Genomic DNA, 25,600 nt, shown 5'->3' on the forward strand with positions numbered 1-25,600 from the left:
CAGGCCTTCACCGCGGGTGCGGTGGCAGGTCAGCTGCGGCGAAGGGCGTGCAATCGGTCGCCGAGGGACCGGGTGAACTCCCACGCGTCCGCCACGATCTCGTCGAGATCGGTGTGGGCCGGCTTCCAGCCGAGTTCGGAGATCGCCCGGCTGCTCGACGCGATGAGCACGGCGGGGTCGCCGGCGCGGCGCGGTGCGTCGACTGCCGCGATCGGAATCCCGGTGACACGTTCGCATGCGGAGATCACCTCGCGAACGGTGAAACCTTCACCGCTGCCCAGGTTGTAGATGCCGTGCCGTCCGGATTCGGATTTCGTGAGCGCGAGCACGTGCGCGTCGGCGAGATCCTTGACATGGATGTAGTCGCGCACGGCGGTGCCGTCCTTGGTGGGCCAGTCCGTGCCGAAGACCGAGATGTGGTCGCGCGCACCGAGGGCGACCTGCAACACGAGGGGGATCAGATGGGTCTCCACCACGCGGTTCTCGCCTGCTCCGCCGTAGGCGCCGGCGACGTTGAAGTAACGCAGACTCGTCGCTGCGAGCCCGTGCGCACGGGCATACGAGGAGATGGCGTGGTCGATCGCGAGTTTCGACGCCCCGTACGGATTGGTGGGGCGTGTGGTCGCATCCTCGGTGATGGGCACGCTGTCGGGCTCGCCGTAGGTCGCCGCAGTGGAGGAGAAGACCAGCCGGGGCGTGCCCGACCGGCGGATGGCCTCGAGCAGGGCCAGGGTGGTGACCACATTGCCCTGCCAGTACTTCTCCGGGAACTCCACCGACTCGCCGACGAGCGATCGAGCGCCGAAGTGGAGGACGCCGTCGAAGCGCGGACCGTCTCCGCAGAGCAGATCGTCGGCGACGGTCGCGATGTCGCCTTCGACGAAATCGGCGCCCGACGGCACCGCATCGGCGTTTCCGGTCGACAGATCGTCGACGACCACGACGTCGTGGCCTTGCTCGAGCAGCACGGTCGTGCACACGCTGCCCACATACCCGGCGCCGCCGGTCACCAGAAGTCTCACGCTGGACATCCCCTTTTCGCACGCCCGTACCGGGCATGCGAAAAGGGGTCTGGGTCAGACCTGCTTCACCTGCACGGCGTGGGCCATCTCGTCGGAAAGCTCGAAGCTGTCGTGACCGGCCACGGTGATCGACACCGAGCCCGGTCGCGTCTCGACTGTAACGCGCGCGTCCGGCACGACACCGGCCTCACGCAGCCGGGCGATGACCTCCGGGTCGGACTGCACGTACTCCGCGAGCCTGCGCACGACGACGGCCGTCGGACGGCCGTGCGGGATCTCCGTCAGCCGCACCAGCTTCTCGTCCGTCATGACCGACCTGTCCAGGCCCAGCTGGGCAAGGCCCGGAATCGGGTTGCCGTAGGGGGAGGTCGTCGGGTTGTTGAGCACCTCCACCAGCCGGCGCTCGACCTCCTCGCTCATGACGTGCTCCCACCGGCATGCCTCGGCGTGCACGTTCTCCCAGTCGAGACCGATCACGTCCACGAGAAGGCGTTCCGCGAGCCGGTGCTTGCGCATGACGGAGACCGCGAGGTCGCGACCCTTCTCGGTGAGTTGCAGGTGCCGGTCGCCGGCTACCCGGAGCAAGCCGTCCCGCTCCATGCGGGCAACGGTCTGGCTCACCGTGGGCCCGCTCTGTTCGAGGCGTTCGGCGATGCGCGCGCGCAGCGGCACCACACCTTCCTCTTCCAAGTCGTAGATGGTCCGGAGATACATCTCCGTGGTATCGACCAGGTCCTTCACTCTCACACCCCTTCGTCTGCGCCGATTCTAACCGTGCGACCAGGGCGGCGGGGGCGGCCGACGACCTCGCATGTCCGGGAGCGGACCAGTAGCGTCTGTGTCCATGACCACGAGCTCCACCGCGGCGGGCGGTACGACACAGCTGAGAGGCGATCGGATTGTGGTGTGGAGCCCCGATTACCTGGATTACCGGTGGGGTCCGACACATCCGATGAATCCCACGCGCCTCGACCTCACCATGGGGCTGGCCCGCAGTCTGGGGCTGCTCGAGGGCGTCGAGACGGTCCGTCCGTCACCGGCGGACGACACCGACCTGTTGCGCATCCACACCTCCTCCTACGTCGATGCGGTCAAACGCGCCGGTGCGGCGCCGGAGGGAACGACACCTCCCGCCGACGCGCCGCACGGTCTCGGTACCGAGGACAATCCGATCTTCCCGCGCATGCACGAAGCCAGCGCGACCCTCGCCGGAGGAACTCTCGCGGCGGCACGCGAGATCGCGAGCGGCCGCGCGCGCCGTGCCGTGAGCATCGGCGGTGGCATGCATCACGCGATGGCCGACTGGGCGGCCGGCTTCTGTGTCTACAACGACGCCGCGATCGCGATCTCGTGGCTTCTCGACCACGGCTACGACCGCATCGCCTACATCGACGTCGACGCCCACCACGGCGACGGCGTCCAGCACGCCTTCCTCGGCGACCCGCGGGTCCTCACCATCTCCCTGCATCAGCATCCGGCGACGTTGTGGCCCAACACCGGCTGGTCGAGCGAGATCGGATCGGGTCCGGCGGAAGGTACGGCGATCAACCTGCCGGTGCTGCCGGGCACCGTCGACGCCCTGTGGTTGCGGGCGTTCCACGCCGTCGTGCCGGGCGCCGTCGCGGCGTTCCGTCCCCAGATCCTCATCAGCCAGTGCGGAGCCGACAGCCATCGCGAGGATCCTCTCGCCGACCTCTCGCTCACCGTCGACGGCCAGCGGGCCTCCTATCTCGCGATGCGTGAACTCGCGGATCGCTACTGCGAAGGCCGCTGGCTCGCGGTCGGTGGCGGTGGATACGGACTCGTCCGGGTCGTTCCGCGCGCGTGGACGCACCTGATCGCGACCGCACTGGACCGCGAGATCGACCTCGCCACCCCGATCCCGGACGACTGGAGCGAGCGTGTCGGTGCGCTCGCCCCCGGCGTCGAATTGCCCACGAGCATGGGGGAGAACTCCGATGTGTCGTATCTGCCGTGGGACGGTCCCGGGGGCACCCCGGAAACGGGTATCGCGTCGCTCGACCGTGCACTGACCCGCATCGATTCCGCGATCATCGCCACGAGGCGGGCGGCCTTCCCGCTCCTCGGCCTGGACCCGGAGGATCCGCGTGACTGAACAGCACGATGCCACGTCGGGATCGAGCGCGAGCCCGGCCGTGGGTACCGCTGCGGCGACGGAGACCGACCCGGCTCGCGAACGGGCGCTGGCCCGCGCACGCGACTACCCGCGGCACTGGGTCGCCGACGTCCTGGCCTCGGACGGCGGCGTCGTACACCTGCGGCCCATCGTCCCGGAGGACGCGGACGCGATCCTCGCCTTCCACGCGAAACTGTCCGAACGCACCCGCTATCTGCGCTATTTCGGCCCGTATCCCACCATCTCCAAGAAGGACCTGTTCAACTTCACGGTGGTCGACCACCATTCCCGGGTGGCCTTCGTCGCGGTGCTCGGAGACGAGATCATCGCGGTCGGACGATACGAGGGACTGCCGAACGAGGGCGACGGCTTGTCCGCGGAAGTGGCCTTCACGGTCGCCGACGCCCACCAGGGACGTGGCCTCGGGCCCATCCTCCTCGAGCACCTCGCGGGCGCGGCGGCGGAGAACGGACTGCACACCTTCGTGGCGGAGGTCCTCGCCGAGAACCGGCACATGATCACCGTCTTCCGTGAAGCGGGCTACCAGGTCAGCCGCAGCTTCGAAGGAGGCGTCGTCCGGTTGGAGTTCGCGATCGACCCGACCGAGGCGCTGGTGTCGGTGCGCAACGCGCGCGAACGGGCCGCCGAGGCGCGCAGTGTGCGCAACATCCTGAGTCCCGCGAGCGTCGCAGTCATCGGTGCCTCCACCGACAGCCGCAAGGTCGGTAACGCCGTCCTGGTCAACATGCTGCGCAGCGGTTTCACCGGGCCGGTCTATCCGGTCAACGCCGAGAACCGCTCGGTGCGCGGAGTGCGTGCCTATCCCACCGTCCGCGACATCCCCGACGAGGTGGATCTCGCCATCGCCGCGGTGCCGGCCGAGTCGATCGACGCGGTACTCGACGACTGTCTCGCCAAAGGGGTCAAGGCACTGCTCGTCGTCTCGTCCGGTTTCGGTGAGACCGGGCCGGAAGGACGGGACGCGGAGCGCAGGCTCGCGCTGGCCGCGCGTTCCCACGGGATGCGCCTGATCGGGCCGAACGCTCTCGGCGTCGCCAACAACGACCCGGCGATCCGCCTGAACGCGACCCTCGCGCCCGTACTCCCGGCGACGGGCAATGTCGGATTCTTCTGCCAGTCGGGTGCCCTGGGCATCGCGATCCTCGACGAGGCGGCCAAGACCGGAGTCGGTCTCTCCTCGTTCGTCTCGGCCGGCAACCGGGCCGATCTCTCCGGCAACGATCTGTTGCAGTACTGGGACACAGACCCCGCCACCGAGGTCGTGCTGCTCTATCTCGAGAGTTTCGGTAATCCGCGCAAGTTCTCGCGCATCGCCCGGCGGGTGGCGCGCAGCAAGCCGATCGTCGCGGTCAAGAGCGGCCGCCACGCTGTTCCTCCGGCGCTCGCGGCGCGAACCGGCGAGATGGACGACACGATCGTGCGCTATCTGTTCGAGCAGGCAGGCGTCGTTCAGGTCGAGTCCATCGGCCAGTTGTTCGACTCGGCGCTGTTGTTCGGCTACCAGCCGTTGCCCGCCGGTCCGCGCGTCGCGGTGGTCGGCAACTCCACCGCGCTGGGGGTTCTCGCGGTCGACGCCGCCCGTGGACAGGGGCTGCAGGCTCCGGACGCGGTGGATCTCGGTGCGCAGGCCTCTCCCGGCGAGTTCGCCGAGGCGGTCGCGCATGCCCTCGAATCGCCCGAGGTCGACTCGGTGATCGCGGTCTTCGTCCCACCGGTCGCCGTGGACGTCCAGCCGTACGCCCAGGCGCTGCGCGACGCCGTCGCCGGCTCGGAGAAGCCCGTGGTCACGACCTTCCTGGCGACCGAGGGCATTCCCGACGTGCTGGCGGTCCGGGGACCGGACGGCACTCCCGTCCGTGGGTCGGTGCCTTCCTATCCCGGCCCCGAGCGTGCGGCGCTCGCCCTGGGGCGGGCCTGGCGGTACGCGAAGTGGCGGAGCCGGCCGCCCTCGCAGGTCGTGCGCCCGGCGGGTATCGATCCCGAACGGGCCCGCAGGCTCGTCGAGAGCTGGCTCGAGACGACTCCCGAAGGCCGGTATCTCTCGGACACCGAGGCAGCGCTGCTGCTGTCCTGCTACGGAGTCGATGTCGCCGACTTCCGTGTGGTGACGACGGAGGAGGAGGCAGTAGCGGCCGCCGAGGAGATCGGCTTCCCCGTGGCCGTCAAGGCCACCGGTGCGCAATGGCGGCACCGACCGGACCTCAGCGGTGTCCGGCTCGATCTGGTGGACGCCGACTCGGTGGGTGTGGCGTACCGGGATCTGGCGGCGGTGTCCGGGGAACCGCTCATGCACGTGCAGCGGATGGCGCACAAGGGCATCGGCTGCGCGATCCGGGTCCAGGACGATCCGTCCTTCGGTTCGCTGATCTCGTTCGGCCTCGCGGGTGTGATCTCGGATCTGCTCGGTGACCGCGCCTACCGGGTCCTCCCGCTGACGGAGGACGAGGCGGTCGAGTTGATCGACGCTCCGAAGGCGGCTCCGCTGCTGTCCGGTTACCGGAATGCCGCGCCGGTGAACAAGCCTGCCCTCGTCGACTTCGTGCAGCGCATCTCCGCGCTCGCCGACGATCTTCCCGAGGTCCGCGAACTCGTCTGCGAGCCGGTGCTCGCCTCGGCACTGGGGGCGGAGCTGACCGATGCGCATGTGCGCATCGGACCCGAACCGCATCCTCTGGATCTCGGTCCGAGACGTCTGCGCTGACGACATCCGCCGCGGCGGTCCGAGCCGAGGACGTCGGCCCCGAACGGCAACGATCCCCGAGAACCCAGCCCGGTTCTCGGGGATCGGATACCGCTGACGCGCCCGGTCAGCTGGCGTAGGCGCGAAGGCGCTCGGCGCGGTCGCCCTCGCGGAGCTTGGCCATCACTTCGCGTTCGATCTGGCGGACACGCTCGCGGGAGAGCCCGAAGAGCTTGCCGATCTGATCGAGAGTGCGGGGCTGGCCGTCGTCGAGGCCGTAGCGCAACCGGATGACCTGCTGCTCACGCTCGTCGAGCGTCGCGAGGACACTGCGGACGTCGCTGTGCAGAAGACCGGCGATGACGGCCGTCTCGGCGGAAGTCGCCTCGGCGTCCTCGATGAAGTCGCCCAGCGGGGCTTCTTCGTCGTTGCCCACCGGCATGTCCAGGCTCACCGGGTCGCGGCTGTGATCGAGCAGATCCGCGATCTTCTCGACCGGGATACCGGACTCGTTGGCGAGCTCTTCGTCGGTGGCCTCACGGCCGAGCTGCTGATGCAGTTCACGCTTGATACGCGCGAGCTTGTTGACCTGCTCGACGAGGTGGACGGGGAGGCGGATCGTGCGGCTCTGGTCGGCCATACCGCGCGTGATGGCCTGACGGATCCACCAGGTCGCGTAGGTCGAGAACTTGAAGCCCTTCGCGTAGTCGAACTTCTCCATCGCACGGATCAGGCCGAGATTGCCTTCCTGGATGAGATCCAGCAGGGGCATCCCGCGACCGGTGTAGCGCTTCGCCAGCGAGACGACGAGGCGCAGGTTCGCCTCGAGCAGGTGGCTGCGAGCGGCCTGCCCTTCCCGGACGACGGCCGCGAGGTCGCGCTTCTTGGCGGCCGACAAGCGCTTCTTGGTTTCCAGCAGGTGCTGGGCATACAGGCCGGCCTCGATCCGCTTGGCCAGTTCCACCTCGTCGGCTGCGGTCAGGAGAGCGGTTCGACCGATGCCGTTCAGATATACGCGAACGAGATCGGCTGCAGGGCTCTGACCGTCGAGGTCGGAATCGATGCGAGCGGTTGTTTCGGGGCGTGCCATGACGTGCCTCCTCATCGGTGGTGTCTCACAGGGTTCAACGACCGGCGAACCCGTGGAGTTCCCGTACGGATCGGAGTACCACCCCGCTGACCTGCGCTAATCCGATGAGCTCCTGAGAAGTTGCTGAGAGAACCGAATCGTGGAACCCGGCCTCGCACAGCTCGGGCAGGCTCGGCGAGACAGCTCGGGGGAGCTCGACGAGACAGCTCAGGCGGGCTCTACGAGGCCGTGGCGCACGAGACCGTGGACGAGACCGACCGCCTGAGCGGTGAGCTCGTCCTCGTCCTCACCGTGCGCCGCCGCGAGCAGAGCGACGAGGTCGCCGAGCGGCAGACCGTCGGCGCGCATCCCACCCAGTAGCGCGGCGGCGAGATCGTCCACCTCGTGCTGCCAGGCCGGCCCACCGCCGCGATGGACTCTCGCGACCACCTGCTCCCACCCTTCCGCGCCGGGAAGGTGGACCCGCTCGAGTGCGGTGTCGGGCCGCACCGTGAGGCGTGATTCGAGAACGTCGTGCGTGCGCAACCAGTCCAGTCGGTGGAAGTAGTCGATCGCCTCGTCGCCGAGGGCGTCGGTGAACGCGTGCCGCAGGTCCTCCGCGAGGACGTCCGACGGCAGATCGGTGCGCCGCAGGTAGACGAAGCCGAAGCCGACCCCCTCCACGCCGTGCCGCTCGAAGTGGTCCAGCCACTGCTCGGCGCGCACCGCGACCGCGGGATCACGCTGGTCGGCGTCGCCGTCCTGCAGCCATGTGCCCACGTACAGCGCCGGATCCGCGACATCGCGTTGCACGATCCAGGCGTCGACGCCGTGTGCCGGCAGCCACGACGCGACCCGTGCCCGCCAGTCCTCACCCTCGACGTGCACCCAGGAGGCGAGCATCGCGGCGGTCCCACCCATCGCGAGATGGTCCGGCGCCTGCGAGATCATCAGCCTGCTGGCGCCGTCCAGATCGAGACCGGAATCCCGGTAGCTGTGTTCCACGCGCCCCGCACTCACCACGAAGGGCGGATTCGCCACGATCCGGTCGAAGGTGCGGTCCTGCACCGGCTCGAACCAGGAACCCTCGAGGAACTCGATGTCGAGTTCGTTGAGCGCGGCCGTCGCGGCTGCCAGCGTCAGGCACCGCGGGTTGATGTCGGTCGCCGTCACCTGCGAGGCGTAATCGGTCGCTCGAACGGCCTGGACACCGCAGCCGGTGCCGAGATCGAGCACTGTCCCGACCCGATCGGTGGGCGTCGCCCGGAGCAACGAGAGCGAGGCCTGCCCGACACCGAGGACGTGATCGGGCCGGGTGGGGACCGGCCGGATCGAGCCGTCGAGATCGGACAGCACCCAGCGACTTCCGGTGCCCGCGTCGAGGGGACGCAGATCGAGCGCGGCCCGGACTCCGTCCCCGTCACGCTCGAGCAGGCCCGCGCGAAGCGCCTCGTCCGCGGTCACGGGCTCCAATGCGTGAGCGACCTCCGGCTCCGGGAAAGTGTCCTGGAGGAGGAACAACCGTACGAGCACGCCGAGATCGCCGGCTCCACGAGCGATGCGCCGGGCGGCTACCGGCTCACTACGGCCGAGCGCGGCATGCGCTTCCGGGCCGAGGAGCTCCCGCACGGTGTCGAGGTCGTAGTGGCAGCGCAGCAGGGCGGTGCGCAGGGCCGGGCACAGAGACAGGAGAAGGTCGCGATCCACCGCGACATTCTCGCAGAGCGTCCCGAAGGTTCTTCCACTCAACCGCGGATCACGTGCTGACGGCTCACCCGTCGATCACGTGAGGGCGGGACGACTCGATGGCCCGCGAATCGTCGGCGTCGAAGCGGCCGTCCCAGCGACTCGGCTCGTCCTTCCGGCGGGGCGGTCTGTCGTTCGCGATCAGGACCGCGATCCACGGCAGCGGGATGGACACTCCGATGATCGCCATCGACAGCCAGGGATTCTCCCAGATGCCGTACGCGACCGCCGCGAAGAGCAGGGCGGGGATGCGGAACGACATGATGGTGAGGTACTTGCGAACCCGTGCTCGGTGCTGATCCTCGAGCGACGTCTCCGCTGCGGTGATCAGAACCGGGTTGTCGGGCGATCCGTTGTCGGGGGATCCGCCGAAACCGTGAGTTCTTGCCATGTCTTCCACCTTCCCACGACGGGCCGTCGCCCGCACATACGCATCCGGCTCCTCCGTGCGGCATCATGGATACGTGAGCACGGATATCAAGGAACGGCCGGATACCACCACCGACGAGACGACCGAGGACGACACCCCGAAATTCTTCCACTACGTGAAGAAGAACAAGATCGCGGAGAGCGCGGTCATGGGTACCCACGTGGTCGCGTTGTGCGGTGAGGTCTTTCCGGTGACCCGGTCGCCGAAGCCCGGCTCGCCGGTGTGCCCCGAATGCAAGAAAGTCTACGACGGTTTGCGTAAGGGCGACTGAGGTATCGGGCGGCACGACTCGTCGTCGTCCGCCGCGGTGCCGGGCGAGTCCGGCGGCGATGTCCCGGCCGGGGGAGTGTCGAACCCCCCGGCCTCGTCGTCGTGCTCGTCGGACTCGGGTTCGGGCCGATTCCCGTCGATCGGCCACGATTCCGGTTCGCGGTCGCCGGGCTTGACCAGGTCGGAGAGCCGGATCATGGTGTATCCGGTCAAGCGGCGCGTGAGGTTCGTCACGGGGCCGCTGTCCGGCGACGGATCGCGTGCGGTCTGCTCGGCCAGCCACTCCCGCCACTGCTCCATGCGGGTCGCGCGCGCCGGCCAGAACTCCTGCACGGTGGCGTTGAACTCGGCTCCGAGGACCACCGCGAAACCCAGGAAGAACGTGAACAACAGGAATGCGATGGGCGCGGCGAGTGCCCCGTAGGTGTAGCCGGTGCCGGCGATCCAGGTCAGATACCACCGCAGACCGACGCTCGACGCGAGGAAGAACACCCCGGCCAGGACGGCGCCGCCGAGCAGTCGGTGCCAGGGCAGCGATTTCGGCAGGGCCACCTTGTACAGGGTCGTGAGGCCGATCAGGAGCAGCAGACCGACCGCGGGGAAGTAGAAGGTGTCGATGATCCGCGAGCCGAGGTCGAACCACGCATCGGGTAGCAATCGGCCGATCAGCGTGGGACCGAGGGCGACGAGCGGCAGCGTGAACACCGCGAGGATCAGGAAGACCACGTAGAGCAGCAGACCGAAGATCCGCTGCCACACGGGGTGCCGATGGTCCTGCTGATGGTGCGCCTCGACGATCGAGTCCACGAACGTCGCGATCGCCGACGAGCCCGCCCACAGCGACAACAGGAAGCCGAGGGACATCACGTCGGCGCGTCCGCGCTGGAGGACGTCCTCGACCGTCGGTTCGATGATCTGGTCGACGACACTGTCGCTGAAGACGGAACGGATGAACGTGACGGTCTTCGACGTGATGATCTCCACCGTGTTCGGGCCGAACCATCCGCCCACGTAACCGAGACTGCCGAGCAGACCGAGCAGCAGCGGCGGGAGCGAGAGGGTCTGCCAGAAGGCGGCCGTCGCGGCTTTGCTGAAGATCGAATGATCCCATGCCGAGGACGCGGTGTGGGTGACCACTTTCCAGCCCCGGCCCACCGCGTGCCGTAACCGGCCGCGGGGTGCCTGTGCGTGGGATCGTGGTGTGTCGTTCATCTACTTCCAGAATTCCTGAAGACACGCTCGCATGCGCGCACAAGCAGGTGGGGTGCACCGAATTCTGCCACGCAGCGGCCGGGGAACCCGCCGACGCGGCGGCTTCGGCGGGTCCGAGGGGCTCGAGGCGATAGGCTGCATGGCGGTCGGAACCCGGACGAGTGCGGTGGGACCGACCCGAGCGAAGCGGACAAGGAGCACGAGAAACCGGTGAGCACCGAAACCGTCGGACAAGCTACGACCTCCGCCCCTGCGGCCCAGTTGCGTGCCTGGCAGCGCCGAGCCCTCACCAAGTACCTCGCGACGAAGCCGCGCGACTTCCTGGCCGTCGCGACCCCGGGAGCGGGCAAGACGACCTTCGCGCTGAGGGTCGCTTCCGAACTGCTGCGCGACCGCACCGTCGACCAGATCACCGTCGTCGCCCCCACCGAGCACCTCAAGCACCAGTGGGCGGGCGCTGCGGGCCGGGTCGGAATCGCCCTCGATTCGAACTTCACCAACTCCACGGGGCAGACGTCGAGCGACTATCAGGGTGTCGTCGTGACCTACGCGCAGGTTGCGTCGCACCCGTTCAAGCACCGGGTGCGCACGGAGGCACGACGCACCCTCGTGATTCTCGACGAGATCCACCACGGTGGTGACGCGAAGAGCTGGGGTGAGGGCATCCTCGAAGCGTTCGGTGACGCGACCCGCCGCCTGGCACTGACCGGTACCCCCTTCCGCAGCGACGACAGTGCGATCCCGTTCGTCACCTACGAGCCGAACGAGGACGGCTTGCTGCAGTCGAAGGCCGATCATGCCTACGGCTACGCCCATGCCCTCGCGGACGGGGTCGTGCGCCCCGTCGTGTTCCTCGCGTACTCCGGCGAGGCCCGTTGGCGCACGAGCGCGGGGGAGGAGTTCACCGCCCGCCTGGGAGAGCCCCTCAGCGCCGAGCAGACGGCCCGGGCGTGGCGGACCGCCCTCGATCCGGAGGGCGACTGGATACCTGCCGTGCTGGGCGCGGCGAACACCCGTCTCCAGCAGTTGCGCGCCGGTGGGATGCCGGACGCGGGAGGCCTCGTCATCGCGACCGACCAGACCACTGCCCGCGCCTACGCGAGGATTCTCGAGTCGGTGACCGGGGAGATGCCCACCGTCGTCCTGTCCGACGATCCCACGGCCTCCGAGCGGATCTCGCAGTTCAGTGCCGGCAACCAGCGGTGGATGGTCGCCGTCCGCATGGTCTCCGAAGGCGTCGACGTTCCGCGGCTCGCGGTAGGCGTGTACGCGACGAGTGCGTCGACCCCGTTGTTCTTCGCACAGGCGATCGGGCGCTTCGTGCGGTCACGGCGCAAGGGGGAGACCGCCAGCGTCTTCCTGCCCTCCGTGCCGGTCCTGCTCGACCTCGCCAGCCAGCTCGAAGCGCAGCGCGACCACGTGCTCGGAAAGCCTCATCGGGTCAAGGAAGGCTTCGACGACGAGCTGCTCGCCGACGCCAACCGCCGCAAGGACGAACCGGGGGAGGACGAGAAAGCGTTCCACTCGCTCGGCGCCGACGCGGAACTCGACCAGGTCATCTACGACGGATCCTCGTTCGGGACGGCGACATTCGCCGGCTCCGACGAGGAGGCCGACTATCTGGGACTGCCCGGTCTGCTCGATGCCGAGCAGATGCGGGCCCTCCTGCGTCAGCGCCAGCAACAGCAACTCGACAAGCCGAAGGCTCCGCCGGCGCCGAGCCCGCCACCCCAGGTGACCGAACGGGTCGAGACCGCCGACACCCTCGCCCAGTTGCGGCGCGAGCTCAACTCGTTGGTCGCGGTCGTTCACCATCGGACGAGGAAACCGCACGGGGTGATCCACGGGGAACTACGGCGCCAGTGCGGTGGACCGCCGACGGCGCTGGCCACCGCCGAACAACTGCGCGACCGGATCGCGATCCTGCGCAGCTGGTGAGCGACCCGCTCGGGTAGCCGGTGAGCGACCCCCTCGACGACGAACGGGCGACCACCGGAAGGTGGTCGCCCGTTCGCAGGGTCGGGTCTCGGAACCGCGTGGTTCCGGACGGCGGATCACACGGTGGCGTCGGACTCGCTCACGATCGTCGCTCCGAGTTCACGGAGGCGGTCGGTGTGCTCGTTGGCGTGGTGCCCGCAGAACAAGAGTTCTCCGCCGGCCGGAAGGACGGCGCGGACACGGGCGGCAGCATTGCACCGATCGCAGCGATCTGCAGCTGTCAACTTCGGGCTGGTCAACGTACCGGGCATGACTCCTCCAAACTGGCCACCGCTCACATCGGGTGCCGGGGTCTGGTCCGCCGCACCGGCTGGCGCGGTGGATCTACTCTGACAGACGATTCGTATTCACGTGTTGTTCCCCTGAGTGCCCAATGGTGGTGCGTTTCACGCATCGAGCTGCGAAAAGGCCGCGACGTGCCGGTATTCCGCGTGGTGTGTTCGCTCACAGCGCAGCCCGGAAGACCCGCCCGCGGGTCTCGGAGCCGCTTCGGACAGCACAATGACGCTATGGCCGAGACGTTGCTGCACATCATCTCCCGCGACGAATGGGAGCGCGCCCGCCGCCACGGGGTCGTCGCGCCCCCGTCTCTCGAATCGCAGGGCTTCGTGCATCTGTCCACCGCCCACCAGGTGCACCTTCCGGCCAACCGGTTGTATTCCGGTCGGGCCGATCTGCTGCTGCTGCACGTCGACCCGGCTCGGCTCGGCCACCCGGTCCGGTACGAAGCCGGTGTGCCCGAAGATCCGGAGTCCATGCGATTCCCGCATCTCTACGGTCCGCTGCCCGTGGATGCGGTGGTGGAGGTCACGGTCTACGAGCCCGGGGCGGACGGCAGTTTCGCGCCCTGCGAACGTCGAGGGGCGGACGGGGTCGGCCCGCAGGACTAGTCTTTCGGCATGAACGTCGACGTGACGCCGCTTCCCGGAATCGGTGTGCGCAAGGACTTCGAACTGGCCTCCGGCCGCCGCATCGGAGTCATCACCCATCGGGACGGGCACAGTGACCTCATCATCTCGAAAGCCGGCGACCCCGACGCATGTGCCGCCTCGTTGCCGCTGACCGTGGAGGAGGCGGCCACCCTCAGCAATCTGCTCGGTGCGCCGCAACTCGTCACCCAGCTGCGCGAGGACCACCGCGATCTGCCCGGCATCGTCACGGCTCAGCTCCACCTCCACGAGGACTCCCGCTTCGACGGGGCGGTGCTCGGTGACACGGCGCTGCGCACCCGGACGGGCGTCTCGGTCGTGGCGGTGATGCGGGCAGGTCAGGTCATGCCTTCTCCCGCACCCGACTTCGTACTCACCGGAGGTGACATCCTGGTGGCCGTGGGCACGGCGGACGGCCTCGACGCCGCCGCCAGGATCCTGCGCAACGGCTGATCCGCCCACATGGACACGACGACACTCGCGCTCATCGAACTGGGCGCGGTGTTCTTCGGGCTCGGTGTCCTCGGCCGCCTGGCGGCGCGTATCGGCATGTCGCCGATCCCGTTCTATCTCATCGGTGGACTGTGTTTCGGCAACGGCGGTTTCATCCAGCTCGGCGACATCAGCGCGTTCAGTCATGTCGCGAGCGAGATCGGCGTGGTCCTGCTTCTTCTGCTTCTCGGACTCGAATACACCGCAAACGAATTGATCACCGGCCTGCGCCGGTCGCGGATGGCCGGACTGATCGACGTCGCCCTGAACGCCACACCGGGAGCCGCGGTCGGCTTGATCCTGGGGCTCGGCCCGGTCGGTGCGTTCGTGCTCGCCGGCGTCACCTACATCTCGTCCTCCGGCATCGTGGCGAAGGTCCTCGCCGACCTCGGTCGCCTCGGTAACCGCGAAACGCCGGTCGTGCTGTCGATCCTCGTCTTCGAGGATCTGGCCATGGCGGTGTATCTCCCGGTGCTCACCGCGATCCTCGCGGGCGTGAGTCTGCTCGGCGGGCTCGAGGCCGTGGCGATCTCGCTCGGTCTCGTCACCGTGGTGCTCGTACTGGTACTCCGGTTCGGCCGGTACATCTCGGTGGTGCTCGACAGTCCCGACCGGGAGACGCTGCTGCTCAAACTGCTCGGGGCGGCGTTGCTCGTCGCCGGGATCTCCTCCGCACTGCAGGTTTCGGCTGCCGTCGGCGCGTTCCTGCTGGGCATCGCGATCTCCGGTTCGACGGCGCACAACGCGGTGCGTGTCCTCGAACCGCTGCGGGATCTGTTCGCGGCCATCTTCTTCGTGTTCTTCGGCCTGAACACCGACCCGACAGCGATACCCCCGGTGCTCGGCTGGGCCGTTCTCCTGGCGGTGCTGACCTCGCTGACGAAATTCCTCACCGGGTGGATCGCGGCCGCACAGCATCGAATCGCAGTGATGGGCCGAGCCCGCGCGGGTGCCGCGCTCATCGCCCGCGGCGAATTCTCCATCGTGATCGCCGGGCTCGCCGTCACCTCGGGTCACGTCGACAGCCGCCTCGCAGCGATCGCCTCCGCCTACGTGATGATCACCGCGGTGCTCGGCCCGATCGCGGCGCGGGTCGTCGAACCCGTGATGCGCGGGGTGGCGGCACGGCTGCCGGGTGGAGCGACGAAACGACGGATTCCCGGTGACGAACCCGATCTTCTCTAGCGGTTCTGCGCCACCGATCCCGAACGAGCACGAGGGCCGTCCCGCAGGACGGCCCTCGTGCTCGTGTTCGTGGAGATGTCAGTCGAGATAGTCGCGCAGCACCTGCGACCGTGAGGGGTGGCGCAGCTTCGACATGGTCTTCGACTCGATCTGGCGGATACGCTCACGCGTCACGCCGTAGACCTGACCGATCTCGTCGAGGGTGCGGGGCTGGCCGTCGGTGAGGCCGAAGCGCAGCCGCACGACGCCGGCCTCACGCTCGGACAGGGTCTCCAGGACGGACTGGAGCTGGTCCTGCAGCAGGGTGAAGGACACGGCGTCGACAGCGACGACCGCCTCGGAGTCCTCGATGAAATCACCGAGCTGGCTGTCGCCCTCGTCGCCGATCGTCTGGTCGAGGGAGATGGGTTCACGCGCGTACTGCTGGATCTCCAGCACCTTCTCGGGCGTGATGTCCATTTCCTTGGCGAGCTCTTCGGGGGTGGGCTCGCGACCGAGATCCTGGAGCAGCTCGCGCTGGATACGCCCGAGCTTGTTGATGACCTCGACCATGTGCACCGGGATGCGGATGGTGCGGGCCTGGTCCGCCATCGCACGGGTGATCGCCTGCCGGATCCACCATGTGGCGTAGGTGGAGAACTTGTAACCCTTGGTGTAGTCGAACTTCTCGACCGCGCGGATCAGGCCGAGGTTGCCTTCCTGGATGAGGTCGAGGAAGGCCATGCCGCGACCGGTGTACCGCTTGGCCAGCGACACGACGAGGCGGAGGTTGGCCTCGAGCAGATGATTCTTGGCGCGGTTGCCGTCGCGGCAGATCCAGTTCAGGTCGCGGCGCTGGGCGACCGGCAGCTTCTCACCCTTCTCCGCGAGCTGCTGCAGCATGTACGTCGCGTAGAGACCGGCCTCGATGCGCTTGGCCAGTTCGACTTCTTCCTCGGCGTTGAGGAGCGCGACCTTACCGATCTGCTTGAGGTAGGCGCGCACGGAGTCGGCCGAGGCGGTGAGTTCGGCGTCCTTGCGTGCCTGACGCAGCGCTTCGGACTCCTCCTCGTCCCAGACGAAGTCTCCGGAAGCCTTGTCCTTCTCGCTGGGCTCGTCGTCTTCGACGACGACATCCTCGGCGACGGCGAGGTCGCCCTCCGAAATCTCGAGATCGGCGAGATCCGCTTCCTCGGCCCCGTCGAAGTCCTCTTCGCCCGCACCCGCAGACTTGGTGGCCTTCTTCGCAGCGGCCTTCTTCGCGGTGGTCTTCTTGGCTGCTGTCTTCTTCGCAGGAGCTTTCTTGGCTGCTGCCTTCTTCGCGGGGGCCTTCTTGGCCGCGGTCTTCTTCGCCGGCGGGTTCGCACTCGGTGCGGTGCCCTCCGCTGAGTCCGCAGCGCCTGCGACGCTGGAAGCGTCAGCAACGGGTGCCGATTCGTGTGCGGAATCAGCGGTGTGGATTTCGGTGGCTGCCACGTACGCCCTTTCGTGACGAGGTAGTGCGGCGTCGCGCCAGAGTTGCTCCGGCGGAGAGGTCTGTCGGGATGAGGGCCGGTTCCGGCCGGCTGTGGACCATTGTAACGATCCCTCGGCCGAGCGATGCGCCGGACTCAGGGAGTGAGGCCTGTTTTCGCAGCATAGGCCGCTCCCACGATCCCGGCCGCATTGCGCAGTTCGGCGGGAACCACGGGGGTGCGGTTCGTCAGCAGAGGAATCCACTTCTCGTGCTTGCGGCTGATTCCGCCGCCGGCGATGAACAGGTCGGGCCACAGCAGGTTCTCGAACCGGACGAGCACCCGCGAGACTTCTTTCGCCCACTGCTTGTAGGACAGGTCGTGGCGTTCCTTCACCGAGGAGGCGGCACGATGCTCCGCCTCTTTGCCGTCGACCTCCATGTGGCCGAACTCGGTATTCGGGAGCAGGTCGCCGTTGTGCAGCACCGCCGACCCGATACCTGTCCCGAAGGTCAGGAGCACGACGACACCGTCGGTGTCCTTCGCCGCCCCGAAGCGGTCCTCGGCGAGCCCCGCAGCGTCCGCATCGTTGAGCACCGAGACCTCCGGAGTGCCGAGTGCCCGCGTGAAGAGCGCTCGGGCGTCGGTGCCGATCCAGGACCTGTCGATGTTGGCTGCGGTGCGGGCGACACCACCGGTGACCACGCTCGGCAGGGTCACTCCGACCGGGCCCGACCAGCCGGCCCGCTCGACGATCTGTGCCACCGTCTGCGCCACGGCCTCCGGGGTGGACGGCTGCGGTGTGAGGATCTTGATCCGGTCGCCGACCAGGCTTCCGGTGTTCAGATCCACCACGGCACCTTTGACGCCGCTTCCCCCGACGTCGACACCGAACCCGAGATCGGTCGGATTCGATCGTCCCGTGGGAACGTCCTGTGCCATCAGATGTTTCCTCTCGCAGATTCGGCCGGCTGCTTCGCCCGTGTGGCAACGATAGTGTCTGGCGCAGCCCGATGCGGCCCTCACTGGCGAAACGATCGGCGCTGTGTTCGGATCGATTCGTGCACGCAGACAGATCTTCGTCAGAATCCGAGTGGACCGCCCTGAGGGATGTTGCGGTGACCGTCGCGCGAGAGGCCGCAGTCTATGTGCGTGCCCGCCGTGTCGAGCTGTTCGGCCCTCCCGGTTCGGGGGAGGCCGCCCGCATCGGGACGAAATCGACGGCGACCGATCCGGTCACGGCGGCCGACACCGAGAGCGAGGCGCTGATCCGGCGCCGGCTGGCGGAACTGCGGCCGGGTGACGCCTTCCTGGGGGAGGAGACCGGCGGCGACGAAGGGACGTCCGGGAGCGGCGTCGTCTGGGTGGTCGACCCCATCGACGGGACTGTGAACTTCGTGTACGGGCTCCCCGCCTCGGCGGTGTCGGTGGCCGCACGGGTCGACGGGCGCTCGGTGGCGGGTGCCGTCGTCGATATCGCCTCGGGGGAGACCTTCTCGGCAGCGGAAGGTTCCGGGGCGTGGCTCGAGACGGAGGGACGCCGGGTCCCGCTGCGCTGCAATCCGGTGACCGACCCCCGGCTCGCCCTCGTGGCGACCGGTTTCTCGTACTCCGCGCAGCGGCGAGCGCGTCAGGGTGAGCTGGTGGCCGCGCTGCTACCCCGGGTCCGGGACATCCGCCGTGTCGGTGCGGCTGCGCTCGATCTGTGCATGGTTGCGGCGGGAAGGGTCGACGCCCACTACGAGCACGGACTCAGCCCGTGGGACTGGGCGGCAGGCGCGCTCGTCGCCGCGGAGGCAGGTGCGGTGGTACGGCTCCCCGCCGGGCGGGGGGAGGACGGGGAGATCACGGTCGCCGTCGCGCCGGGCATCGCTGCGGAATTCGAAACTCTGCTCGACGAAATCGGCGCCTCGAACGACATTCCGAATTGACCGATTTGTCACTGTCGGAATTTGATGTGTGGCACATTCATTACTCGTTGTGACAAAAAACAAAATGCATGGTCTGTGAAAATACTTTCAGCATCGCGCGGAGCGGGCTGCGGTGAGCAGATCGAGATCGAGGGGGGCGGTCTCCTCGCCGGGCGGCACCTCGCGAAGCGCCCGGAGGACCTCTTCCGCGTCTGCGCCGGGCGAGATGTCCCGGAAGTACGTGCCCAGCGCCAGGTCCACGGTGTCGTCCTCACGCGTGTCCTGCACCAACTCCGCACAGGGGGCGACGAGCCACACCGACGACGCGGCCGCCCGGCCGGCCTCGCCGAACCGGATCTGACCCTGGCACTGCATGTTCTGGTCCACATAGACGGGATCGTTTCCGGCCTGCACGTCCGGTGGGCTGGAGAACCCGTAGTCGCTCAGCTGGGCGGCCACGTGGGTGGCCTGACCGCGTTCACCGTTCGCGTTGAAGACCCGCACGCGCGTCGCGGCGAGAGGTGCCGGTTCGACCTCGAGCAGCGTGGATCGGTCCACCACATCGCCCAGGGGAGCCGGAACGGGGCCGTCCGGATCGGTGGATTCGCTCGGAGGAGCGTTGCACGCGACCGTGGTCGTGACGGGTTCCGCACTGCTGAACACCGAGGTCCACACGACGATCGTGGCGGCAGCGAGAACGGCGCCGGCGACCGCTGCCGGGACCAGGCGGCGCCGACGGAACGGGCGGCCGCGATCGTCGGTAGCGCTTCCTTCGGTGATCAGGGAAACCACGCGGCCCTGCCTCTCGTCCTGGTGCCGGAATCGTCGCACTCACTGTAGAGGTCCGGCCCTCGGGCAGGGGAACCGCCGACCCGAAGGAAATGTCACGAGCCGCTGTGGCGTTGATGACGATTACCCGACAATTTCCGGCGGTCCTGCCCATCGATTGCATATTCACCCGCGCGGTCGGCTATTGTTCGGCGGCCGAACCGTGGAAGAACCAGCGGTACGGCGAGAAAGCAGAGTGAATTCGGGTATGTCGTGTGAGTTCGGCACACCCGTCGGGAACTCCAACGGACGGTCGTGCGTTGCCTTGGCCGGGAGCACCGTCCGTGTCCCGGCCGGCCACCGGCACGAGTACTAGAAGGTAAGAGGAAATGGCGACTGACTACGACGCACCGCGGCGGACCGACAGTGACGATGTGTCGGAGGATTCACTCGAGGAACTGAAGGCCCGGCGTAACGAGGCGCAGTCCGCTGTCGTGGACGTCGACGAATCGGATACCGCCGAGTCCTTCGAGTTGCCCGGGGCGGATCTCTCCGGAGAAGAACTGTCGGTGCGTGTCGTTCCGAAGCAGGCCGACGAGTTCACGTGCTCGAGTTGTTTCCTGGTGCACCACCGGAGCAGACTCGCGAGCGAGGAGAACGGTGTCCTGATCTGCCGCGACTGCGCGGCATGAGTTCCTGCCGCGGTTGCGCGGCGTGAACACGCCTTCGATACGCGATCGGGCGACCACCTCGGTGTGGTCGCCCGTGAGGCCGTCCCGGCGTGCCCGAGGTATACACCGGCTCCGCAGGAGCCTCCGGCATGCACCGGCCCCCCGGCAACGCGGGGGCCGGTGTCTTGGTCTGCAGCGGTCTACTTCTCCGGTGACTCGCCGCAGCCGAGCGCAGCGAGCAGTTCGGACGGCCGCCGGGTACTGACCAGCCAGTACGGCGTGGGATCCTCCGGATCGTCGAGCACGATCAAAGCCATGGTCCGCACCCAGGGGCGATGCTGGACGAAGGCCGCCGGATCGAGCTGGCGGCCCATCGCGGCGCTCTTCGCGGAGGCGGGGACGACCACTCCACGGGAGACCACCTCGACGGGCAGGTGCGCGCGACCGACGACGAGTTCACCGTCGACCACCTCGACCTTGCTCCGGGAAAGCCGGAGGAGAGCCCAGATCGACACCGGCAGCAGAAGTACGTAGGGGAGCCAGGCGTACATCCCCGGAGCTCCCATGTGCAGCTCGGCCGCGAGGAGGGCGGCCACGCCGAGTCCGATGGGCCACCAGTACCACGGCACCCACATCCGCTCGGAGAATATCGGGGTGCCGGTTGCCGACGGTGTTGTCGCTGACGCGCGCGAGGATCGAGACACACCGTAAGGATAGTCGCCTCGGGGAAGCGCCCCGGCACGCGAGTAGTCTCGGTGCACGTGACCGATCTTCCCCCGATTCCGCTGCGCCGGCTCGATCCGGAGCTCCCTGTGCCCACGCGTGCCCATCCGGGTGATGCCGGGGTCGACCTGTGTACTTCGGTCGATGTGACCCTGCGACCGGGAGAGCGGGCACTCGTCGGCACCGGGATCGCCGTGGCGCTGCCGGTCGGGACCGTCGGATTGATCCACCCGCGTTCCGGCCTCGCCGCGAAGTTCGGGCTCTCGGTCGTGAACACGCCCGGAACGGTCGACGCGGGATACCGTGGGGAGATCAAGGTGTGCCTGATCAACCACGACACCGAGCACGCCGTCGAACTACGCCGGGGCGATCGCATCGCGCAACTGCTCGTCCAGCGGGTCGAACTCGTCGATTTCGTGGAGGTGGACGAACTCGACGACACTGCCCGGGGCAGCGGCGGATACGGGTCGAGCGGCGGGCACGCGGGCCTCGTGAAGGAGGGTTCCTGACATGTTCGGACGACGCCGCAAGGGCCGCGGAGCGACTACCGGAGAGGGCGAGGCCGGTGCGGCCGAGTCGTATCTCGACGCACAGGACGACCTGTCGGACACCGGATACGACGACTACGCCACCGGGAGCGCCCCCGAGTCCGGCCCCTACGACATCGACGAGGTCGACGAGGAGTCGGTGGGCGCCTCCCGTCTCGATCTCGGGTCGGTCCTCGTCCCGGTGCCGGCCGGAGGACAGATCCAGGTCGAGATGGCACCGAACGGTGCCCCGCAGAACGTGCACCTGGTCACCCAGCACGGACGCATCACCGTCTCCGCGTACGCCGCGCCGAAGTCGCCCGGCCAGTGGCGCGAGGTCGCGGCCGAACTCGCCGAGACCCTGCGCAACGACAACGCCGAGGTCAGTATCGAATCCGGGCCCTGGGGCCGGGAACTGCACGGCAGAACCGCGAACGCGGATCTGCGTTTCATCGGTGTCGACGGCTTCCGGTGGATGATCCGCTGTGTCGTCGCGGGCCCTCCCGGTAACGCCGGAGCCGAGTCCGAACTCGCGCGGACCGCGCGAGCGGTGCTGTCCGGGACCGTGGTCCGTCGAGGATCCGACCCCCATCCGGTCCGCACGCCCCTCCCGATCGTGCTTCCGGAAGCTCTGGCCCGGCAGCTCGCCGCGGCTCAACAACAGCAGCTCGCCGCAAGGCAGCAGGGTGGTCAGGCCGCCCCTCGGAACACGGCCGGCGCCCCGCCGCAGGCCGGTGCGCAGGCGCCGCGGCCCCAGGGTGCGCCGCCCGTCCCCCGGCCCGAGAATGCCGCGCCTGCCCCCCGGCCTCGCCCCGCAGCGCCGGTGCCGCCGCCCGCGACTCCGCCGCGTCGCGGCGAGTCCGGCTCGGCCATGCAGCAACTCGGCTTCTAGGAGCCGGACGACCTCCCCGTCTCGGCAGGCACGAGCCGATCGAGAGCCGCGCAGCAGCTTCTGCCGAGAACGGCGGGGTCTTCACCTACCCGGGCGAGGGTCACCGTCGTCAGTTCCGCCTTCGGGAGCTCGCGTGCCCACTGCCGCGCGACCTCCACGGGGTGCACGGCGTCGTCCACCGCCGCGGTGATCCCGACCGGTGTCCGCACCGCTCGTAGTTCCTCGACGTCGGGAGCGCGATAGCGCGCCGCTTCGTCCAGCGCGGCGGGAAGATCGGGCCACTGCGCGTGCCATGAGCGGGTGAGCTCCCGTGCGAGCCAGGCAGGACTGGACGCCGCCATCGCCGCGGTCACGGCCGCGAGCCCGTGCGCGCGCAGTTCGGAGGCCGTCCAGCGAGCGCTCGCCGCTGCCGGCGCTTCGGCCGGGTCGCCGGTCCAGGCCGGAAGGGCGGCCAGAACCCCGAAGGTGCGGGTGGGATTGTCGTGCGCCCACCGCAGGGCGACAGCAGCGCCGAGCGAGACACCGCCGACGAGGATCGGGCCACGCGCCGCCGCCTCGTCGAGTGCGGCGACATACCCGGCGATCACGGCGCGCGGATCCGGGTCGACGGCGATCGCCGCGATACCCCGGCGCCGGAGTTCGGGTCCGAACGCCGTGTCCACGAAGTGCGCATCGGAACCGGTGCCCGGCAGGAGGACGGCGGTCTGGACGCGCAGGCCTACCGCTTCGGATGACAGCGCCTCGGCCGACGGGGAAAGGGGCGATCCTGTGTGCGACATGCGCACGATCCTGCCGCAAGGCCGTTCGTGGGCAGCAGGTCGCGGCCCGTCCGCGAGAGGCGGCACCGTGCAGCTTGTACTTACTGCGAATGCGTCTACAGTGGCGATCGAAGAAACATCCGGTGGCACGCGATCCGTGCCCCTTCCGTACAGGAGCGTGCTATGGCTTCCCCGGCCGGCTATCTGCGTCGGCTCACGCGGCGGCTCACCGAGGACATCGAAGAACTCGACGCCGAGGAGATGGCCGAATCGTCGCACTCCACAGGGGCGCTCCCTGTGATCGAATGTACACGCGGTCAGGAAGTGACCATGTACGGGCGGCTGCGCAGTGTCGAGTCCTGCTCGCGTGCGGCTGCCGCCGTCGTCGAGGCCGAGTTCTTCGACGGGACCGACTCGATCCAGCTCGTGTGGATCGGCCGTCGCCGCATCCCCGGAATCGAACCGGGACGTACCCTGACGGTCCGTGGGCGCGTCGGTGAACGCGACGGACGCAAGGTGATCTACAACCCCTACTACGAGCTGCGCGATCCGGCTTGAGCCCGGGCCTCGGGAGTCGTCGGCCGTCGCCCGATGTGGCACCCTCGTAGGAGTGAGCGACACCAGCCAGCAGACGATGCTCGAACAACTCGGTGGGATCAGCGGGTTGATCTCCTCGACGGTACCGGTGCTGGTCTTCGTCCCCGTCAACAGTCTGTGGGGGCTCACGCCGGCGATCTGGGCCGCGATCGGCGTGGCGGTGGGTGTCCTCCTGTGGCGCCTGATCCAGCGCACTCCGATCCAGCCCGCGATCTCGGGCTTCTTCGGGGTCGCGCTGTGCGCGTTCATCGCGTATCGAACCGGAGATGCGAAGGGCTACTTCCTCTTCGGCATCTACGCGAGCCTCGTCTACGGCGGTGCGTTCCTGCTGTCGGTGCTCGTCCGCAGACCGCTGGTCGGGCTGATCTGGGGGATGCTCAACGGCCAGGGCTCGCGATGGCGGTCGCATCCGATCGCGGTGCGTGCCTACGACATCGCCACACTCGCATGGACCCTGGTGTTCCTCGGCCGGTATCTCGTGCAGAACCACCTCTACGACGAGGACCGGACGGGATGGCTCGCCGTCGCGCGTATCGGTATGGGCTGGCCACTGACCGCCCTGGCGCTCCTGGTCACGCTCTGGGCCGTGCGGCGCGCCGACCGCGTGGTGGAGCCGCCACCTGCCGAGAAGGTGGACGGCGAACTGCCGAGCAGCTCCCGCGACTAGCGGTTCACCGCCCGCCGAAGATCGTCCTCGACGTCCTCCGCGGCGACGAACAACAACTCGTCCCCACCTTCGAGCGGATCGTCCGGCTGCGGAACGATCACTCGACCGCCCCGCAGGATCGTGACCAGAGCGACGTCGCGGGGCAGGTCCAGCTTCCGAACGGGCTTACCGGCGAGCGCGGTGGTGTCGCGGAGGGTGACCTCCACCAGGTTCGCGCCCTTGCGCAGCGTCATCAACCGCACGAGATCACCGACGGTGACGGCCTCCTCGACCAGGGCAGCGAGCATTCGCGGGGTGGACACGGCGACGTCCACGCCCCACGACTCGTCGAACAGCCATTCGTTGCGCGGATCGTTGACCCGCGCCACGACTCGGGAAACGCCGAACTCCGTCTTCGCGAGGAGACTGAGAACGAGATTGGCCTTGTCGTCTCCGGTCGCTGCGATGACGACGTCGTACTGTTCGAGGCCGGTCGATTCGAGCGAACTGAGCTCGCACGCGTCCGCGTGGACCCAGGTCGCCTCGGGTACGGACTCGGGCTCGACGTGCTCGAGTTTGCGTTCGACGAGCATCACCTCGTGCTCGTTACGCAGGAGTTCCCGAGCTATCGAGCGTCCGACGGCGCCTGCGCCGGCGATTGCCACCTTCATCCAGGTTCCTCTCGGCGGACTGTCAGTTCTCGTCGACCGGTGCGTTCTCGGCCCGCGTGATCGCCTCCGCGACGGAACCCGAGACGGCCGCGATGTAGACGCGATCGTCGGCTTGGAGCACCGTCCTGCGATCGGGCAGCAGCCCCGTACCGAATCGGATCAGGAAGGCGACCCGGGATCCGGTGGCGTCCTCGAGGTCGGTCACCCGCCGGCCGATCCATCCCTCGTGGATGTCGACCTCGGCGATCGCCACCGATCCCGTGGGATCACGCCAGCGGGCGGTCTCGCTGTCGTGGGTGAGAGCGTGCAGGAACCGGTCGGTCGTCCACGGCACCGTGGCCACCGTGGGGATCCCGAGCCGCTCGTAGGCGGCAGCGCGCTTCGCGTCGTAGATCCGCGCGACGACCCGCTCGACCCCGAAGATCTCGCGCGCGAGCCGCGCCGAGATGATGTTCGAGTTGTCACCGGAGGACACGGCGGCGAAGGCGTCGGCGCGCTCGATGCCTGCCGAGATCAGGACGTCCCGGTCGAAACCCATACCGAGCACGGTGCGCCCGGAGAAGTCGTTCCCCAGCCGCCCGAACGCCGTCTCGTCACGGTCGATGACCGCGACCTCGTGGCCGAGCCGGAGCAGCGCGGTCGCCACCGCCGATCCGACACGACCGCACCCCATCACCACCACGTACACCCGGCGGACTCCGTTCCGGTCGAGGTTCCGAGACGGACCGCAGCGGACCGCCGATCCGAACGGTACCGCGTAGCGGTGTCCGAGAAGCCACGACCCGGCCGAGGGGTACTTCGGTGCCCGAACCG

General features: G+C 68.4%; 27 protein-coding genes. 13 read left to right on the top strand and 14 right to left on the bottom strand.

Features of this window, described 5'->3' with window-relative positions; translation table 11 throughout:
• Window positions 1-29 precede the first annotated feature (29 nt).
• Both galE and MOM01_RS05425 read right to left on the bottom strand, forming a co-directional pair.
• Window positions 30-1,022, bottom strand: coding sequence for a UDP-glucose 4-epimerase GalE (gene galE / locus MOM01_RS05420; RefSeq protein ID WP_241384361.1), 993 nt, complete (start codon window positions 1,020-1,022; stop codon window positions 30-32).
• 54 nt (window positions 1,023-1,076) lie between these two features.
• Window positions 1,077-1,763: a metal-dependent transcriptional regulator gene (locus MOM01_RS05425; RefSeq protein ID WP_241384362.1), complete on the bottom strand. Its 687-nt coding sequence runs from the start codon at window positions 1,761-1,763 to the stop codon at window positions 1,077-1,079.
• A gap of 103 nt (window positions 1,764-1,866) precedes the next feature.
• On the opposite strand from MOM01_RS05425, the gene MOM01_RS05430 reads away from it, so the two are divergent.
• Together MOM01_RS05430 and MOM01_RS05435 are read left to right on the top strand one after the other, a co-directional pair.
• On the top strand, window positions 1,867-3,138 hold the full coding sequence (locus tag MOM01_RS05430) for an acetoin utilization protein AcuC (RefSeq protein ID WP_241384363.1): 1,272 nt from the start codon (window positions 1,867-1,869) through the stop codon (window positions 3,136-3,138).
• Complete coding sequence (locus MOM01_RS05435) at window positions 3,131-5,881, top strand: bifunctional acetate--CoA ligase family protein/GNAT family N-acetyltransferase (RefSeq protein WP_374112259.1); 2,751 nt, start codon at window positions 3,131-3,133, stop codon at window positions 5,879-5,881. Before MOM01_RS05430 ends, MOM01_RS05435 begins: the two co-directional genes overlap by 8 nt.
• 106 nt (window positions 5,882-5,987) lie before the next feature.
• On the opposite strand, the gene MOM01_RS05440 is transcribed toward MOM01_RS05435, so the two are convergent.
• The 3 genes from MOM01_RS05440 to MOM01_RS05450 form a co-directional block, all read right to left on the bottom strand.
• Window positions 5,988-6,950 carry a sigma-70 family RNA polymerase sigma factor gene (locus MOM01_RS05440; protein ID WP_241384364.1) on the bottom strand — a complete coding sequence of 321 codons (963 nt, stop codon included), beginning with the start codon at window positions 6,948-6,950 and terminating at the stop codon, window positions 5,988-5,990.
• Between the two features lie 207 nt (window positions 6,951-7,157).
• Window positions 7,158-8,636, bottom strand: a complete 1,479-nt coding sequence (locus MOM01_RS05445) for a DUF7782 domain-containing protein (RefSeq protein WP_241384365.1) — start codon at window positions 8,634-8,636, stop codon at window positions 7,158-7,160.
• A 64-nt stretch (window positions 8,637-8,700) separates the two neighbouring features.
• Entirely contained in the window at window positions 8,701-9,066 is a 366-nt protein-coding gene (locus tag MOM01_RS05450; RefSeq protein WP_241384366.1) for a DUF3099 domain-containing protein, read from the bottom strand.
• Window positions 9,067-9,139: 73 nt separating this feature from the next.
• On the opposite strand from MOM01_RS05450, the gene MOM01_RS05455 reads away from it, so the two are divergent.
• On the top strand, window positions 9,140-9,376 hold the full coding sequence (locus tag MOM01_RS05455) for a DUF3039 domain-containing protein (RefSeq protein ID WP_241384367.1): 237 nt from the start codon (window positions 9,140-9,142) through the stop codon (window positions 9,374-9,376).
• Here MOM01_RS05455 and MOM01_RS05460 read toward each other — a convergent pair.
• Window positions 9,349-10,587 (bottom strand): YihY/virulence factor BrkB family protein, encoded by a 1,239-nt coding sequence (locus tag MOM01_RS05460; RefSeq protein ID WP_241384368.1) that lies wholly within the window; start codon window positions 10,585-10,587, stop codon window positions 9,349-9,351. The two genes, MOM01_RS05455 and MOM01_RS05460, sit on opposite strands and share 28 nt — an antisense overlap.
• A gap of 210 nt (window positions 10,588-10,797) precedes the next feature.
• On the opposite strand from MOM01_RS05460, the gene MOM01_RS05465 reads away from it, so the two are divergent.
• Entirely contained in the window at window positions 10,798-12,525 is a 1,728-nt protein-coding gene (locus MOM01_RS05465; protein ID WP_241384369.1) for a DEAD/DEAH box helicase, read from the top strand.
• A 116-nt stretch (window positions 12,526-12,641) separates the two neighbouring features.
• Here MOM01_RS05465 and MOM01_RS05470 read toward each other — a convergent pair whose 3' ends face one another.
• Window positions 12,642-12,836, bottom strand: a complete 195-nt coding sequence (locus tag MOM01_RS05470; RefSeq protein WP_241384370.1) for a DUF7455 domain-containing protein — start codon at window positions 12,834-12,836, stop codon at window positions 12,642-12,644.
• A gap of 258 nt (window positions 12,837-13,094) precedes the next feature.
• On the opposite strand from MOM01_RS05470, the gene MOM01_RS05475 reads away from it, so the two are divergent.
• From MOM01_RS05475 to MOM01_RS05485, 3 genes are read left to right on the top strand one after another with little or no spacing between them, the layout of a single operon-like run.
• Window positions 13,095-13,475 (top strand): DUF952 domain-containing protein, encoded by a 381-nt coding sequence (locus tag MOM01_RS05475; RefSeq protein ID WP_241384371.1) that lies wholly within the window; start codon window positions 13,095-13,097, stop codon window positions 13,473-13,475.
• 9 nt (window positions 13,476-13,484) lie between these two features.
• Complete coding sequence (locus MOM01_RS05480) at window positions 13,485-13,967, top strand: cation:proton antiporter regulatory subunit (protein ID WP_241384372.1); 483 nt, start codon at window positions 13,485-13,487, stop codon at window positions 13,965-13,967.
• Window positions 13,968-13,976: 9 nt separating this feature from the next.
• On the top strand, window positions 13,977-15,191 hold the full coding sequence (locus tag MOM01_RS05485; protein WP_241384373.1) for a cation:proton antiporter: 1,215 nt from the start codon (window positions 13,977-13,979) through the stop codon (window positions 15,189-15,191).
• A gap of 78 nt (window positions 15,192-15,269) precedes the next feature.
• Here the strand turns inward: MOM01_RS05485 and MOM01_RS05490 are convergent, their stop codons facing one another.
• Together MOM01_RS05490 and ppgK are read right to left on the bottom strand one after the other, a co-directional pair.
• Window positions 15,270-16,646, bottom strand: coding sequence for an RNA polymerase sigma factor (locus MOM01_RS05490; protein ID WP_241384374.1), 1,377 nt, complete (start codon window positions 16,644-16,646; stop codon window positions 15,270-15,272).
• Window positions 16,647-16,780: 134 nt separating this feature from the next.
• Window positions 16,781-17,566, bottom strand: a complete 786-nt coding sequence (gene ppgK / locus MOM01_RS05495) for a polyphosphate--glucose phosphotransferase (protein ID WP_241384375.1) — start codon at window positions 17,564-17,566, stop codon at window positions 16,781-16,783.
• A 71-nt stretch (window positions 17,567-17,637) separates the two neighbouring features.
• Between ppgK and MOM01_RS05500 the strand changes: the two genes are divergently transcribed.
• Window positions 17,638-18,555, top strand: coding sequence for an inositol monophosphatase family protein (locus tag MOM01_RS05500; RefSeq protein WP_374112260.1), 918 nt, complete (start codon window positions 17,638-17,640; stop codon window positions 18,553-18,555).
• An 87-nt stretch (window positions 18,556-18,642) separates the two neighbouring features.
• On the opposite strand, the gene cei is transcribed toward MOM01_RS05500, so the two are convergent.
• Window positions 18,643-19,326, bottom strand: coding sequence for an envelope integrity protein Cei (gene cei / locus MOM01_RS05505; protein WP_241384376.1), 684 nt, complete (start codon window positions 19,324-19,326; stop codon window positions 18,643-18,645).
• Window positions 19,327-19,691: 365 nt separating this feature from the next.
• On the opposite strand from cei, the gene MOM01_RS05510 reads away from it, so the two are divergent.
• Window positions 19,692-19,994, top strand: a complete 303-nt coding sequence (locus tag MOM01_RS05510; RefSeq protein WP_241384377.1) for a DUF4193 domain-containing protein — start codon at window positions 19,692-19,694, stop codon at window positions 19,992-19,994.
• Between the two features lie 179 nt (window positions 19,995-20,173).
• Here MOM01_RS05510 and MOM01_RS05515 read toward each other — a convergent pair whose 3' ends face one another.
• A complete protein-coding gene (locus MOM01_RS05515) occupies window positions 20,174-20,608 on the bottom strand; it encodes a DUF3093 domain-containing protein (protein ID WP_241384378.1) in 435 nt (144 codons plus the stop codon).
• A 126-nt stretch (window positions 20,609-20,734) separates the two neighbouring features.
• Here MOM01_RS05515 and dut point away from each other — a divergent pair, with 126 nt between their 5' ends.
• Window positions 20,735-21,205 carry a dUTP diphosphatase gene (gene dut / locus MOM01_RS05520; protein ID WP_241384379.1) on the top strand — a complete coding sequence of 157 codons (471 nt, stop codon included), beginning with the start codon at window positions 20,735-20,737 and terminating at the stop codon, window positions 21,203-21,205.
• A 1-nt stretch (window position 21,206) separates the two neighbouring features.
• Complete coding sequence (locus MOM01_RS05525; RefSeq protein ID WP_241384380.1) at window positions 21,207-22,115, top strand: DUF3710 domain-containing protein; 909 nt, start codon at window positions 21,207-21,209, stop codon at window positions 22,113-22,115.
• On the opposite strand, the gene MOM01_RS05530 is transcribed toward MOM01_RS05525, so the two are convergent.
• Window positions 22,112-22,894: an alpha/beta fold hydrolase gene (locus MOM01_RS05530; protein ID WP_241384381.1), complete on the bottom strand. Its 783-nt coding sequence runs from the start codon at window positions 22,892-22,894 to the stop codon at window positions 22,112-22,114. The genes MOM01_RS05525 and MOM01_RS05530 overlap by 4 nt on opposite strands.
• A 162-nt stretch (window positions 22,895-23,056) precedes the next feature.
• Between MOM01_RS05530 and MOM01_RS05535 the strand changes: the two genes are divergently transcribed.
• Together MOM01_RS05535 and MOM01_RS05540 are read left to right on the top strand one after the other, a co-directional pair.
• The gene (locus MOM01_RS05535; protein ID WP_241384382.1) at window positions 23,057-23,431 is read left to right on the top strand and encodes an OB-fold nucleic acid binding domain-containing protein; all 375 of its coding nucleotides are present in this window, start codon (window positions 23,057-23,059) and stop codon (window positions 23,429-23,431) included.
• 52 nt (window positions 23,432-23,483) lie between these two features.
• The gene (locus MOM01_RS05540; RefSeq protein WP_241384383.1) at window positions 23,484-24,137 is read left to right on the top strand and encodes a DUF3159 domain-containing protein; all 654 of its coding nucleotides are present in this window, start codon (window positions 23,484-23,486) and stop codon (window positions 24,135-24,137) included.
• Here MOM01_RS05540 and MOM01_RS05545 read toward each other — a convergent pair.
• Window positions 24,134-24,787, bottom strand: a complete 654-nt coding sequence (locus tag MOM01_RS05545; protein ID WP_241384384.1) for a potassium channel family protein — start codon at window positions 24,785-24,787, stop codon at window positions 24,134-24,136. The genes MOM01_RS05540 and MOM01_RS05545 overlap by 4 nt on opposite strands.
• Before the next feature lie 22 nt (window positions 24,788-24,809).
• A complete protein-coding gene (locus MOM01_RS05550) occupies window positions 24,810-25,475 on the bottom strand; it encodes a potassium channel family protein (RefSeq protein ID WP_241384385.1) in 666 nt (221 codons plus the stop codon).
• Window positions 25,476-25,600 lie beyond the last annotated feature (125 nt).

The organism is Rhodococcus sp. CH91, from assembly GCF_022554085.1.
Classification (GTDB): Bacteria; Actinomycetota; Actinomycetes; order Mycobacteriales; family Mycobacteriaceae; genus Rhodococcus.

What these genes read in the sequence shown, in the direction of transcription:
- MOM01_RS05450 (WP_241384366.1), bottom strand. Translation starts at nt 9,066, where the DNA reads ATGGCAAGAACTCACGGTTTCGGCGGATCCCCCGACAACGGATCGCCC.
- MOM01_RS05530 (WP_241384381.1), bottom strand. Translation starts at nt 22,894, where the DNA reads ATGTCGCACACAGGATCGCCCCTTTCCCCGTCGGCCGAGGCGCTGTCA.
- MOM01_RS05475 (WP_241384371.1), top strand. Translation starts at nt 13,095, where the DNA reads ATGGCCGAGACGTTGCTGCACATCATCTCCCGCGACGAATGGGAGCGC.
- MOM01_RS05515 (WP_241384378.1), bottom strand. Translation starts at nt 20,608, where the DNA reads ATGTGGGTGCCGTGGTACTGGTGGCCCATCGGACTCGGCGTGGCCGCC.
- MOM01_RS05480 (WP_241384372.1), top strand. Translation starts at nt 13,485, where the DNA reads ATGAACGTCGACGTGACGCCGCTTCCCGGAATCGGTGTGCGCAAGGAC.
- MOM01_RS05535 (WP_241384382.1), top strand. Translation starts at nt 23,057, where the DNA reads ATGGCTTCCCCGGCCGGCTATCTGCGTCGGCTCACGCGGCGGCTCACC.
- MOM01_RS05485 (WP_241384373.1), top strand. Translation starts at nt 13,977, where the DNA reads ATGGACACGACGACACTCGCGCTCATCGAACTGGGCGCGGTGTTCTTC.
- MOM01_RS05440 (WP_241384364.1), bottom strand. Translation starts at nt 6,950, where the DNA reads ATGGCACGCCCCGAAACAACCGCTCGCATCGATTCCGACCTCGACGGT.
- MOM01_RS05460 (WP_241384368.1), bottom strand. Translation starts at nt 10,587, where the DNA reads ATGAACGACACACCACGATCCCACGCACAGGCACCCCGCGGCCGGTTA.
- ppgK (WP_241384375.1), bottom strand. Translation starts at nt 17,566, where the DNA reads ATGGCACAGGACGTTCCCACGGGACGATCGAATCCGACCGATCTCGGG.
- MOM01_RS05500 (WP_374112260.1), top strand. Translation starts at nt 17,638, where the DNA reads ATGCGGCCCTCACTGGCGAAACGATCGGCGCTGTGTTCGGATCGATTC.
- MOM01_RS05430 (WP_241384363.1), top strand. Translation starts at nt 1,867, where the DNA reads ATGACCACGAGCTCCACCGCGGCGGGCGGTACGACACAGCTGAGAGGC.
- MOM01_RS05510 (WP_241384377.1), top strand. Translation starts at nt 19,692, where the DNA reads ATGGCGACTGACTACGACGCACCGCGGCGGACCGACAGTGACGATGTG.
- MOM01_RS05470 (WP_241384370.1), bottom strand. Translation starts at nt 12,836, where the DNA reads ATGCCCGGTACGTTGACCAGCCCGAAGTTGACAGCTGCAGATCGCTGC.
- MOM01_RS05525 (WP_241384380.1), top strand. Translation starts at nt 21,207, where the DNA reads ATGTTCGGACGACGCCGCAAGGGCCGCGGAGCGACTACCGGAGAGGGC.
- MOM01_RS05545 (WP_241384384.1), bottom strand. Translation starts at nt 24,787, where the DNA reads ATGAAGGTGGCAATCGCCGGCGCAGGCGCCGTCGGACGCTCGATAGCT.